The sequence below is a fragment of the Mycolicibacterium madagascariense genome (assembly GCF_010729665.1).
Classification (GTDB): domain Bacteria; phylum Actinomycetota; class Actinomycetes; order Mycobacteriales; family Mycobacteriaceae; genus Mycobacterium; species Mycobacterium madagascariense.
In genome coordinates this window covers 1,742,707-1,755,369 of record NZ_AP022610.1, presented here as the reverse complement: position 1 = coordinate 1,755,369, position 12,663 = coordinate 1,742,707, and the positions used below count along the sequence as shown (strand labels likewise).

Sequence of the window (12,663 nt, the reverse complement as noted above, 5' to 3'; positions counted from 1 at the left end):
CCTAGAGGGGGTAGACCGCGAGGACGCCGGTGGGGTCGTACCTGCGGCGCAGCTCGCGAAGTCGAATCAAGTTGGGGCCGAAGGCGGATGCGGTTTCGCGTTCGGTCTCCTCGAACCCGGGACGCACCTCGACGCTGTAGACGCCCATCGTCTCCGGGGCGAGCACCCGCAGCGTCCGGCGCGCCCACTCGTAGCAGGCGTCACCGTCGGACGCGTCCGACCAGATCGCGTTGAGCGGGACGTTCCATTCCCCGCCCCGCCCGAAGAATGCGGTGTCGCTGTCACCGACGTCGCCGAGCGCTCCGCCGGTGTGCTGAAAGTCGATGCGGCAGAACTTCGTTGGAGCACACCCGATCGCCTCCACCAACCCGTCGGCCAGTACCGGCCCCAACGTCGGACCGGTGAACACCGACTTGCCGTAGAACCATCCGCGGTCGGCCCCCGGTTCGGGCAGCGTGATCGGCGCGGGTTCCTCGCCGTGCGGACCGGGGATCGAGAACTGAGGCAGCCCATCGAGGTATCGCCCGCTGGTCTCCGACCTGAACGCACCGACGGACGTACTGGATTCGGCCACGCGGGACGTGGCGGCGCGGGCGACGTCGATGTCGGCGGGATCCTGGCTGCGACATGCGGTGTAGACCAGCAGCACCGGCTCGTTCGACCCACCGGGCACGTATCCGAGCACGGCGCCCATCGTGGTGTGCCGCGGCAGCTTCGGCGCCTCGGCGAAGTACGTCGCCAGGGCGTCGGTGCCGGTGACGAGCCGGTCGACGAAGACCGGCCCCTGCTCGACGGTGCGCATCACCACCGACGTGACGACCCCGAACGGCGGCGCACATCCGCGCACGGCCCACCACAGGTCGGCGTCCTCCCCGACGCTGTCCTGCGACAGCCGTACGACTCTGCCGCCGGGCAGGACGAGCTCCACCTCCACGAGCTGGTCCAGTGCCAGACCCACCTCGCGGGTCAGGTAGCCGACTCCCCCGCGCGTGATCAGACCCATGCCCGCCAACCCCACGATGCCCACGGGAATCGCGCGGCCGTGTGGCGCGACGGCCGCCAGTGCCGCGCCCACGGTGGCGCCGCCCTGGACCACCACGCGATCACCGCGCACCGCGACGTCGGCCATGTGCACCGACAGGTCGATCATGACCGCGGAGTCGTCCACGCAATTGGAACTGAGGCCACCGCCGCGAACGGTCACCCGGTCACCACTGTGCGCAGCGGTCCTCATGACGGAGGCGACGTCCTGCACGTCGCGCGGATGGACGACGGCCACCGGCGAACGTCGTGATGCGTCGGGGAAGAACACCCCGTCCAGCGATGCCCGGTATCCGGGCGTCCCGGGTCGGTGGACGCGTTCGCCGAGGACCGAGACGAGCCGGTCGGTGACGTCGTCGACGCGCGGATCGACGCTCACTGCGCCATCCCCAGTGCCCGCCGCACGTCGTCGTCGAATTCCTCGATGACGCGGCCGAATTCGTGGGCCAGAAGTGGTTTTCGCAAGATGAGCTCCTTCATGTCTCTGCGTTGGATCTGTAGGACGGTGACCTCTCCGACGGCGTACGCCGCGGTGGTCGACGGCTCGTCGGTCAATGCGGAGGCGCCGATGAGGTCGCCCTCCCTGAGGGTGCGGACGTCGACCATCGCGCCGTGCGCGTCGAGCGTGGCGACTCGAATGTGTCCGGTGACGATGAACGTCACGCGGGTGGGTATGTGGCCCGGGGCCTGAATGGTCTCGTCGGCCCCATAGCGCGCCAGGCGGGCCACCGCACTCAGCACCCGCCGATCGTCGTCGTCGAGATGCAGTGTGGGCGTGAACAATCGCAGTGCCGTGGTCATTCGGGTGGGGGTGGTGAAGTGGTCGTCGGCGTCGTCGAGGTGCAGCCCCGCGCGGCGGGAGGCGTACCAGATCCAATGCAGGAACGTCGCTTTGGCCGGGCTGCGCTCACCCGCCGAGGTCAGCGGTATCGACGTCCGGTACTTGCCCTCACCCACCGCGACACAGGCGGACGTGGCGCCGGGAGCCAGCTGAGGCAGGGAGTTCGCCACCTTTTCGAGCACTTCGCAGACGTCATTGGGAGGATCGTCGAAGCCGAACTGAACCACGACCGGCATGACGTGCTGACCCGCGGGTCGGCTGAGATTGTTGAAGGACGCCAGGGCCAGTACCGAATTGGGGATGATCTGGAGACCGCTGCCGGTGTCGATGTGGGTGGCCCGCCAGTTGACCTCCACCACGCGCCCCTGCGCCGACGGGGTGTCGACCCAATCGCCGATGCGGAACGGCTGTTCGAAGAGCAGGAACAGACCGGAGATGATCTGGCCGAACGAATTCTGCAGCGCCAGACCCAGGACGATCGACGTGACGCCCAGCGCGGTGAACATGCCCCCGACGTTGGCGCCCCAGATGTAGGACAGGATGAGCGCCAGACCGATGGCGATCACCACGAACCGGGCGACGTCGAGGAATATCGACGGAATTCGCTTGCGCCAGGACCCTTCCGGCGCCCCCTGGAACAGCGTCGCGTTCAGACCGGACAGAGCCAGCAGCAGCAGCACGAAGCCGAACGCGGTGGACACGATGCGGATCGGGGTGGCGTGCGCCGAGATCTCCGTCGCCTTGAGGAGCACCAGGAGCAACGCCCCCAACGGGAGGAGATAGTTGCGCACCACGCTCACCGGCAGCGCCAACGAGCTGCCCCGTCGCTGCAGCGCTGCCCGTACCTCCGTGAGGATCACCAACGCGATGGGTAGCCCGATGGCGACGCCGATCGCCCAGGCGAACCACGACGCATCCCACGTCGAGGTCACGACGACACCGCCAGACGCCACGTCGGCTGCGGGTGACCGGCGACGGTGATCGGGTCGGCTTCGGTGAACGACGCGCTGTCGTCCATCGCGTCATGAACGGTGGAGGTGACGAATACCCCCGCGTCCGGTGTCTCGGCCTGGACCCGGTAGACGAGATCGACTGTCTCGCCCCAGATGTCGTAGACGGGGCTCGCTCGACCGACCAGACCGCTGCTGACGGTGCCGCTGTGAATGGCCGCCTTGAGTTCGAGGGACGTCCCATCGGTCCCATTGAAGCGAACGACGATGCGATGCATCTCCAGGGCGAAGTCCACCGTCCGCCGGACCTGGTCGATGCGCGGCACGTTCAGGCCGCAGGTCGCCAGGTACCCGTTGCGCAGTGAGCGGACCCGTTCGATGCCCAGGCGTTGGGCCGCCAGGTCGAACTGATGGACCAGCTTGTTGACGATGAGCAGTGACTCCTCCGACGTCAGGTCTGCCGAGACGTCGTCGAGTCCAGCGACCTGGGCGAAGATCACCGTCACGTCCTGGTGGTCACTGGCGATGGTCTCCTCGCCGTCGCGGTAACGCGTCATCACCGTCTCGGGCATCATCGACGCCATCATTCGGTCGATCTCGCGCCTGTGCTCCTCGAGGAGGTCCTCCTTGATCGCCAGATTGCGGCTCATCTCGTTGAAGGCCACGGTGAGATCGCCGAATTCGTCCCGGGTTTCGACGGGAATGGTCGTCCCGTAGACGCCGGTGCTGACCTGCTCGGCACCCGCTTCCAGCCGTCGGATCGGCCGGACGAACAGACGGGCGAGCAGGAGGGCGGCCACCGACACGGCGAGGATGATGAGCACCGTGGACACCACCAGTTGCTTGGTGAACGCCGTCACGGGCGCGAACGCCTCCGACGTGTCTATCTTGGCGACCACGCCCCAGCGCAACCCGGGAATGTGGACGGGAGCGTAGGCCTGCAGCGACTCGTTGCCGAGATAGTCATCGGCGATCAACGTGCCCTGCTGGCCCTGCTCCGCGTACTTCGCCGATTGCGTCGCCACGGGTTGGACGAGCGTCGTGCCGTGTTGTCGTATCGCGTCGTCGGCGATGTCCGGTGGGGTGCCGGCTTCGACGACCTCGCGCCGGTACTCCTCCGGATTCTCGATGAACAGCCGGGTGTTGGAGCGCATGAGGTCGTCGGGCCCGACGATGATGGTCTCCCCCGTGTCGCCCATGCCGGCGTCCTTCCAGTGCCCGCCCATCGTCATCATCTCGTTGATCTTGGACACCGGAAATTGCAGTGCCATAACGCCTTTGACCTGTCCCGGCGGCCCCACCGGCGCCACGAACCACGCCGTCGGCTCGGTGGAGGGCCGATATTCGCCGAAGTCGGTGACCCCCACGTAGTCCTTGGAGCCGGCGTCGATGGCTCGTTGGAAGGCGCCGTTGAGATCGCTGCCCTTGTAGGGCCCGGTGAGGATGTTCGTCCCCAGATCGACACCCTTGTAGGCGGTGTAGATGACGTTGCCCCTGGTGTCGAGCAGCAGAGCGTCCTCGTACTTGAACCGCGTCACGAGCTCCCGGAAGAAGCCGTTGTACGCGGCGTTCGCCGCGGACCACGAACTCCCGTCGTGGGCATCGTCGTTGGCGATCACCGCATCCCAATCCACCTCGGGCTGATCGAGATAACCGAACGGCGCGGTGTAGTGCGCCTGCAGGTAGCGCGCCGCCGGCGTCGTCGGCACCAGCCCGGTGACGTCGAAGTCCTCGCCGGTCTGCTCCTTCTTGTCCTTGGCGAATCTCTTGGTGTAGTAGTCGTCGAGCGCCTGCTGCTGGGCCGGGCTGATCGTGGCGGAACTCAGGTCGTCGAAGCCGACGGTGAAGGCTTCGACCGCCTCCGTTGCCGTCGTCCCGCGTGAATAGACCACCAGCGAGTTCTCCAAATCGCTGATCCCGCCCTCCAGTTGCCGGGTCTGGGATTGCCGAATCTCGGTCAAACGGTCGAACACCGATGCGCGCAGCGAGCTCCGGCCGGACTCGTAGCCGATCACACCCACCACTGCCGAGGACAGCACGCTCGTCGCCAGCAACATGACGAGCAGCTTCGACTGAATGCTCACGCGCAGCCGGCGCCGCCGCGTCGGGGGCTCCGGCTGCGCCGGAGGCTCCCGCAGCATCGAATCACTCACCGAGCCGGGAGGGTCGTGACTCACCATCGTCATGGCAACGCAGCGTAATCGCACGAGGGGAATGTCGACCGTCTTCATGCAAGACGTAATGAGGTGCTCGACCATTCTCGGGGAGCAAATTTACAAAATAATTGCATTCCGTCCTTACAGTGGTTGCCGAACCCCGGCGTTCGGTGACCGGTCGCCTCAGCGCGTCGTCGCGCTGAGCACACCGGGTGCTCGAGTCGGGTAGGCGCGCGTGGACGAGTGGACGGAAACAGTGTCGTGAATCATGATCGAAACAAGGCACTTGCGAGCACTACGCCTCGAAGGACCGACACGACACCCGGCGTACGGTGACGGCGACCGTCGGCGGTGACGTGGGCACGCCCGCATCGGCGCGACCATCGGCGACGAGCGCACTGGCCCGCGCCAGTAGCTAATGTAATTCCCTCGGCGCCATGAGAATTATCGGAGCAAATCACGACCGCTTCGCGGATCGCCATTCCGCCGACGGTCCGACCCCCCCTGCCGAAAGGGCGCGCCCATGACCGAAGACATTGCCTCCAGCGCCGGCGCGGCTACGCGATCCGAGGGCGCGGCGACGCTGTTGATCGGGCAGTGCGTTCGGCCGGGGCGCGAAGAGGACTACCTGGCATGGCAGAAGAAGCTGGGTGCGGCGGCGGCGCGCTATCCGGGTTTTAGGGGCGTGGAGCTACGTCGACCGACCGAGGGGCAGCCCGAGTGGGTGGTCGTGTACCAGTTCGACTCTTCGGCCAACATGCAGCGCTGGGTGAACAGCGCCACCCGTCAGGAATTCCTCGATCGTGGTGCGGACCTGTTCGACGGTCCCGGCACCCAGCAGGTGATCGCCAGGGACGGGAGAGTCGACGACGAGCTGGTCACCGTGGTGGTCAGTCACCGGGTGGACCCGGATCAGGTCGAGGACTTCCTGGCCTGGCAACGGCAGGTCGACGAGGTGGAGAGCCGCTTCGACGGGTTTCGGGGGTCGGAGATCTTCCGCCCCGTGCCCGGTGTGCAGCAGGAGTGGACGATCTCCTACAAGTTCGACACCGCCGCCCATCTCGATGCCTGGCTGACCTCCGAGCAGCGCCAGAAGTTGTTGGCCGATCAACGTTTCTCCGACTTCACCCTGAGCCGCATCGAGCATTCCTTCGGCAACTGGTTCGACTACGGCGATGCCCAGAGCGCACCGCCGTCGGACTTCAAGACCTCGATCGCGGTGTGGATGGGGCTCTATCCGACGGTGGTGTTCCTGACGTTGTTGACCGCGCCGCTGGGCATGCCGCTGTGGTTGGGCATGCTGGTGGGAAATCTGTTGTCCAGCTTCGTGATGAGTTACGTGACGATGCCGTTCTACGGCATGCCGATCCTGCGCTTCTGGATGTCGCCGGCCAAGGACGCCCGCCAGCCGTGGACGAACGTCAAGGGGCTAAGCGTGGTGTTGGCGATCAATGCGGCGTGGGCGGTCGTCTTCTACCTCCTCACCGTCAAGTTCTGGACCCTGCCGTGACCGCGGGGCAGGACGCAGCGCCCCGCTTCGTCGTGCCGATCCTGCTGTGCGTCATCCCGCTGAGCCAGATCCCGCTGGACGTCTACACGCCCGCGCTGCCGCAGATGGTCACCGACCTGGGGTCGACGCCGGCCGCGCTACAGGCCACCGTGACCGTCTACATGCTGGGGTTGGCGATCGGGTTCATCCCGGTGGGCGTGATGGCCGACGCGTGGGGTCGCACGCGGGTGCTGGTGACCTGCCTGGCCGTGGTGGTCCTCACCAGCGTGCTGTGCGCGCTCGCACCCGGCGTGACGTTCCTCCTGGCCGCCCGCTTCCTGCAGGGACTCGCGGCGTGCGCGTGCATGGTGCTGTCCTACGCGGTGGCCGCCGATTGCTTCAGGGGTGCGAAGCTCACCTCGGTCTCCGGAATCCTCGGTGCGGCTTGGGGTTTGGCACCGGTGAGCGCACCGGCGGTCGGTGGCGTGCTGGTTCAATTCATGTCGTGGCGCGCGGTGTTCGCGTTGGTGGCCGTGCTCGCCGGTCTGGTCCTGACGGTGGTCGTCCTCGCACTCCCCGAGACGCTGGCACCGGCGGATCGGACGCAGATCGCCGTGCGGGCCACCTCGCACGCCGTCGTCCAGACGCTGCGTCATCCGGTGTTCGGATGCTTCGTGCTGGTGTTCGGGCTGCTGGCCTCGGCGCAGCTGGCCTTCGGCGTCGCGGGTCCGTTCCTGTATCAGGAGCAACTGAGCTTCGAGCCCGCCGCCTACGGCGCCATCGCGTTGGCCGTGGGGGCGGCAAACCTGGTGGGCGAGTTGGCATGTGGCTACTTCGCGGTGCGCACCAGCACCAGGCGGCTGGCGTTCAGCGCGTTGGCCCTGTTCGGCGCGGGCACCGCCGTGCTGGTGATCACCGGACTGACCATCGGCATCGACGCCTGGGCCTTGACCGTCGGCGCGGCGCTGGCGCTGGCCGGGTGCGGCGTACTGTGCCCGCAGGCCTACGGCCTGGCGCTGGGGCTGTTCACCAGGAACCTCGGGTTGGTCGGCGGAATCGCCAGCGCCGGCTGCTATCTGATCGTCAGCGCCGCCCTTGCGGCGGTGGGCGCCCTGCCCGAGAATGATCAGACCACCCTGGGCTGGCTCTACGCCGTCTGCGGACTCGTCGCCCTGGTGCTGCTGGCGTGGGCGACGTCTGCTCGTCGTGGCTCGAATACCGTTGTCCGGCAAGTCGATTCACTACCATCAATGAGGGAGCAACGTTCATGACGCAGGTCCATCTGGGGCACGTGTTCCACATCGCCGGCGCACCGCGGGTGACCGAGGCCGCGCAGGCCCTGGTGTCGATTCCCCACGGCGCGCTCGTCGTCGACGACGACGGCACCATCGTCTACTGCGGTCCGCACGACGAGCTGCCCGCCGAGTACGCCTCGGCGGCGGTCAACGATCACTCCGGGGGATTCCTGCTGCCCGGCTTCGTCGACACCCACATCCACTTCCCCCAGACGTTCGCCGGGGACTCCTACGGCGGCGGGCAGCTGCTGGAGTGGCTGAACCTGTGCATCTTTCCCTCCGAGAGCAAGTTCGAAGACCCCGACTTCGCCGCCCGGGCCGCCGTGGAGTTCTGCAATCGCCGCATCGCGGCGGGCACGACCGCGGCGATGGTGTTCGGCTCGGCCTTCCCCCACGCCCAGGACGCGCTGTTCGAACGCACCCGGGAAGCCGGGCTGCGGGTGGTCAGCGGCCGCGGCATCCAGACCGTCGGAGGGGACACCGCCAAACCCCTCATCACCTCCGAGGACGAGGCGATCCGCCTGACCCGCGCCGAGATCGACAAGTGGCACGCCGCCGACACCGGTGACGTCGCCACCGCCCTGCTGCACGTGGCGATCGTGCCGCGGTTCTCGCTGTCGGTGACCACCGAGACGCTCAAGAATCTCGGCGAACTCTACGACGAGGTCAAGGACCGCGGGGTCTACGTCCACAGCCACCTCAACGAGAACAACCGCCCCGGCACCGGCGAGGTCGACACCACCAAGCAGACCTACCAGGTGGACTCCTACCTCGACACCTACGACGGCAAGTTCCTGCCCGGCTCCACGGTCGGGGGCAAGAGCCTGCTGGGCCGGCGCACCATCCTGGCCCACTGCGTGCACTGCCAGGACGTCGAACTGGCCCGGATGGCCGAGACCGGCACCTCCATCTCGCATTGCCCTGTGTCGCAACTGTTCCTGGGCTCGGGCACGATGCCGTGGAAGCGCACCGTCGCCTCGGGGGTCAACATCTCCTCGGGCACCGACTTCGGCGGCGGCGACGAATGGCTCATCCCCCGCGTACTCGGCGACGCCTTCAAACAGCACATCACCGAACCCGGTGACGACGGCGTGTCCATGCACCCCGCGGAGATGTTGTTCGTGGGCACCCTGGCCGGCGCCCGTGCCTTGGACATGGAGGACCGCTTCGGCAACTTCGACACCGGCAAGGAAGCCGACTTCGTCGTCGTCGAGCCCGCCGAGGCACTCCAGGGCCTGCTGCACAACGCCTACCGTTCGGAGAACTCCGACCTCGCCCGCGACCAGACCCTGTTCGCCCTCCTGATGGGCCTGCGCGAGAGCTCCATCGCCGAGGTCTACGTCCAAGGACGAAAGCTCAACGCGCTGGCCGACATTGGGTGACCACCCCGTCACCCACCGAGGGTGCCGTGACCGCCGCCGGTCGACGACCGCGCGCGGTCAGGAGGCCAGTCCGTGGGCCGCGGCGACGGCGTCGATGCGCCGACGCACGGCGGTGGCGCCGACGTCGTCGGCCAGATGACGGGCGCGGGCGACGGCCGCGACCGACGGCCGCCCGTCCCGTCGTGCCTCCAGCAGCGCTTCGAGGTAAGCGGTTTCGGCGAACCAGCCCATGAAACCGCGCCGCTGATGTTCGGCGAGGGCCTCGTCGAGATGGACCGCGGCATGGTCGTAGCGGTCCAGCGCGATCGCCAGTTCGGCGAGGTGATGGTGGACGACCCCGAAGACCGCGGCCCACGAGATCGTGTTCTCGTCGGCGTGATCGACGAGCAGGTCGTAGACGATGGCACAGACCTCGGTGTTGCCCACCTGCGCGGCGACCCGGCCGATCGTGACGATCGTGCTCAACCACAGGTTGTTCACGGGTATCTCGTCGATGCGACGCCGGTCGTACCAGCCGACCAGTTCGACCGCCGCGTCGAGGTCGCCGACGTCGGCGTACGCAGTCGCGAGACACGCGCGGTAGGTGGCGACGACGTCGAACCGTCCGATGATGTCCTGCGCCACGGCCACGATCTCGCCCATGTCACCGCGCAGCGCCCGCAGGGCGAACAGCTGTCCCAGTAGGCGCCCGTAGGAGTAGGTCACTGCCGGTGAGGCCGGAATGTCGCGCAGCGCATCGAATTTCGGGTCACACGCCCGGAGTCGGCCGACAGCCAGCTCGATCCCGAAGTCGACGTTGCCCACCATCCAGGCCAACTCGGGATCGCGCGACACGCGGGCCTCGGTCAGGGTGGACCGGGTCTGCGCCGCGGCGGCGAGGTGTCCGTACTCGATCTGGTTGCGCGCGATCCACACCGCCACCAGGGAATCGACCCGCCGCGTCGGCGACTCGAGCAGTCCCATCAGCTCGACGTAGCACGCCCTGCGAAACTCGGCGTGCGACGGCACCCGCAGCACGACCAGCACCGCGAACAGGGCGGCGACGAGCGCATCCTGATCACCGCTGTGCCGCGCCGCCCCGATGGATCGGTCGAGCAGGTCGCGCAAGACCCGGGTATCGGCTACCCAGACCAGCTCGATGGCCAACTGCGCCAGCAGGTATGCCGCAGCCGGCCCGTCGCCGCGTCCTGCGGATTCCAGGACGCGGAGTGCGTCGTAGAGGGTATCGGTCCGCTCGTGGTCGTAGTGGATGTGGGCGTACAGGGTGCCCGGCTGGTCGTTCGCCAGCGTCGCGGTCACCTGTAATTCCTCGTCGCCCAACCGTTTGGCCATCGAGACCGCCTCGAACAGGGTGGGACGGAAGGCCGGGTCGCGCGCCTTGCGTTGCGCGCGACCGAGATCGATCAGCAGCCGACAGCGCGCGGCGGAGTCCCCGCGCGGAACCATCTGTTCCGTCGCGCTCGTGTAGAACACCACGGCGTCCTCGTAGGCGCCGATGGACATCGCGCTGTCGCCCGCCCGCTGGGAGAACACCGCTGCGCGTGGACGTTCGGAGTCCAGACCACGACTGAAGTGGTATGCCAGGCGCGAATGGTCGTCGGCGGCCGCGACGCTACCGAGGTGCTCCATCACGTGCGCGACGCGGGTGTGCAGCTGCGAGCGCCGTCTGCCGCTGATGCGCGCATAGACCGCTTCCTGCACCAGCGGGTGGCGCAACCGGATCTCGACGCCCGACGGCGTCTCCGTCACCAACCGGTTGCGCACCAACACGTCGAGTGCGTCGGCGAAGGCGATGTCGTCGACGTCGTCTGCGATGGAGCGCAACAGGGCGCGCGGCGCGGTCATGCCGATCACCGAGCACAATTGCAACAGCGCCAGGGCCGTGGGCGGTAGGAGGCGTTCGCGCTGGGCGACCGACTCGGCGACCGACGCCGGAAACGTCTCGACCGAACCCGACTCGCTGGAGTTGATCAGCGAGACCACGAACAGCGGCAGACCGTGGGTGCGCTCGTGGAGCGTGGCCGGATCGAGCGTGGTGTCCGCCGCGTCGACCAGCGCGCCGACCTCGGCCAGACTCAGCCCGCCCAGCTGAAGTCGTTGCACCCCACTGGATCGCGTCGGCGCCGACAACGTCGCGCGCAGATAGCCGACGTCGGCGTACTCGTCGCGGACCGTGGCGATCACGCACAGCCGGCTCTGCTCGGAGGCGTGGATCAGGTACCGCAGCACCGCCAGCGTGGCGGCCGAGGACCAGTGCAGGTCGTCGATGACCAAGACCGCGGGACCCGTCCTGACCGGCGAGGTCAACCAGTCCAGGACCGCGGTCATGACGACGTCGCGCTCGTCGACGTCGGACCGGGCCGGCGGCGCCTCCCCCAGGCGCCGCGCGACGCCGGGGACGAGACGCAGGATGTCGGTTCCGTTGACCTGCAACCACTCTCGGGCCTGCGCCGCACCCAGCGCGTCCAGTTCCCGACCCACGGCCTCGACGAACGGCTCGAAGGGCACGACCGCCTCGTCACTGCACCGACCGAAGAGGACGTGCGCCCCCGCGGCGCGGGCGCGTGCCACGACCTCGCGCGCGAGTGTGGTCTTGCCACTCCCGGCTTCCCCGGTGACGACGACGAACTGTCCGCGGCCCCGGTCGGCGCGCTCGATCGCTTCGCTGATGGCCCGCAACTCGGCACTGCGGCCGACGAATTCGGGATCGACGTCGGTCGCCTGCCGTGGCGCGACGGGGCCAGGTTCGTCGGCCCGCAGGATCTCCAGATAGAGCGCTTCCGTCTCGGCCGATGGCGCGACCCCGAGTTCGGTGTCGAGCACGTGCCGACAGCGGGCGGCGACCTGCAGTGCCCGTCCTCGTTCGCCGAGGGCCAGATAGCCGCTCATCACCGTCCGATAGGCGCTCTCGCGCAGCGGATCCAAGGCCAGCAGGGCCTCGGCCGATTCGACCGCGCGAGCGGGCTCGCCCAGGGTCAGCGATCCGCCGGCATCGATCTCCCACGCGCGTCGGCGAAGCTGGTCCAGTTCCGCGCGCACGTCGTTGGCCCACGATCCGGTGGCGCCGACCAGCGCGGGTTCGGCGGTGAGGGCCAGCGCCCGCCGCGCATCCGCGACCGCCGCGGCCAGGTCGCCGCCGGACGGCGCGCAGTAGCGCCGGACCAATTCGATGTCGGTGACCAGTCCGTCGGGCAGCGCCATCCGGACGCTGCCGCCACGGGACCGGACGCTGCCCGGCGGCATCGAGGCCAGCTCCATGGTGTCGCGCACGCGGGAGAGGACCCCCCGCAGTGCGGCGTACCAGGATTGGGGGCGATTCTTGGGCCAGAGGACGTCGGCGATCTCGTCCTGCGGAACGTCGCGATGTCGGTTCACGGCCAGGTAGGCCAGGACCTCGACGCACCGCGCGCCACCGACCGCTCGCGGCTGGACGACGTGTCCGCGGTGTACGACGCGCACCTCGCCGAGCAGACGAATCGCGGCGGTCTCGTCCAATCCCATCGTCATCA

General features: G+C 68.1%; 7 protein-coding genes. 3 read left to right on the top strand and 4 right to left on the bottom strand.

Going from position 1 to position 12,663, the window contains the following annotated elements:
- Nucleotide 1: 1 nt before the first annotated feature.
- The 3 genes from G6N60_RS08245 to G6N60_RS08235 are packed head-to-tail and all read right to left on the bottom strand — an operon-like array spanning nt 2 to nt 5,018.
- Nucleotides 2–1,420: an FAD-binding oxidoreductase gene (locus tag G6N60_RS08245; RefSeq protein ID WP_163735090.1), complete on the bottom strand. Its 1,419-nt coding sequence runs from the start codon at nt 1,418–1,420 to the stop codon at nt 2–4.
- Nucleotides 1,417–2,814, bottom strand: a complete 1,398-nt coding sequence (locus tag G6N60_RS08240) for a mechanosensitive ion channel domain-containing protein (protein ID WP_163735087.1) — start codon at nt 2,812–2,814, stop codon at nt 1,417–1,419. Before G6N60_RS08240 ends, G6N60_RS08245 begins: the two co-directional genes overlap by 4 nt.
- The gene (locus tag G6N60_RS08235) at nt 2,811–5,018 is read right to left on the bottom strand and encodes an adenylate/guanylate cyclase domain-containing protein (protein ID WP_246240454.1); all 2,208 of its coding nucleotides are present in this window, start codon (nt 5,016–5,018) and stop codon (nt 2,811–2,813) included. Before G6N60_RS08235 ends, G6N60_RS08240 begins: the two co-directional genes overlap by 4 nt.
- A 493-nt stretch (nt 5,019–5,511) precedes the next feature.
- Between G6N60_RS08235 and G6N60_RS08230 the strand changes: the two genes are divergently transcribed.
- Genes G6N60_RS08230 through G6N60_RS08220 form a run of 3 tightly spaced genes read left to right on the top strand, consistent with a single transcriptional unit; the run spans nt 5,512 to nt 9,154 of the window.
- Nucleotides 5,512–6,498: an antibiotic biosynthesis monooxygenase gene (locus G6N60_RS08230; RefSeq protein WP_163735083.1), complete on the top strand. Its 987-nt coding sequence runs from the start codon at nt 5,512–5,514 to the stop codon at nt 6,496–6,498.
- The gene (locus G6N60_RS08225) at nt 6,495–7,748 is read left to right on the top strand and encodes a multidrug effflux MFS transporter (protein WP_246240451.1); all 1,254 of its coding nucleotides are present in this window, start codon (nt 6,495–6,497) and stop codon (nt 7,746–7,748) included. The genes G6N60_RS08230 and G6N60_RS08225 overlap by 4 nt, the downstream gene beginning before the upstream one ends.
- Nucleotides 7,745–9,154, top strand: coding sequence for an amidohydrolase family protein (locus tag G6N60_RS08220; RefSeq protein WP_163735080.1), 1,410 nt, complete (start codon nt 7,745–7,747; stop codon nt 9,152–9,154). The genes G6N60_RS08225 and G6N60_RS08220 overlap by 4 nt, the downstream gene beginning before the upstream one ends.
- A 57-nt stretch (nt 9,155–9,211) precedes the next feature.
- Here G6N60_RS08220 and G6N60_RS08215 read toward each other — a convergent pair whose 3' ends face one another.
- Nucleotides 9,212–12,655, bottom strand: a complete 3,444-nt coding sequence (locus G6N60_RS08215) for an ATP-binding protein (protein ID WP_163735078.1) — start codon at nt 12,653–12,655, stop codon at nt 9,212–9,214.
- Nucleotides 12,656–12,663 lie beyond the last annotated feature (8 nt).

Coding starts and splice junctions, on each gene's coding strand:
- G6N60_RS08235 (WP_246240454.1), bottom strand. CDS start 5,018: ATGACGATGGTGAGTCACGACCCTCCCGGCTCGGTGAGTGATTCGATG.
- G6N60_RS08230 (WP_163735083.1), top strand. CDS start 5,512: ATGACCGAAGACATTGCCTCCAGCGCCGGCGCGGCTACGCGATCCGAG.
- G6N60_RS08220 (WP_163735080.1), top strand. CDS start 7,745: ATGACGCAGGTCCATCTGGGGCACGTGTTCCACATCGCCGGCGCACCG.
- G6N60_RS08215 (WP_163735078.1), bottom strand. CDS start 12,655: ATGGGATTGGACGAGACCGCCGCGATTCGTCTGCTCGGCGAGGTGCGC.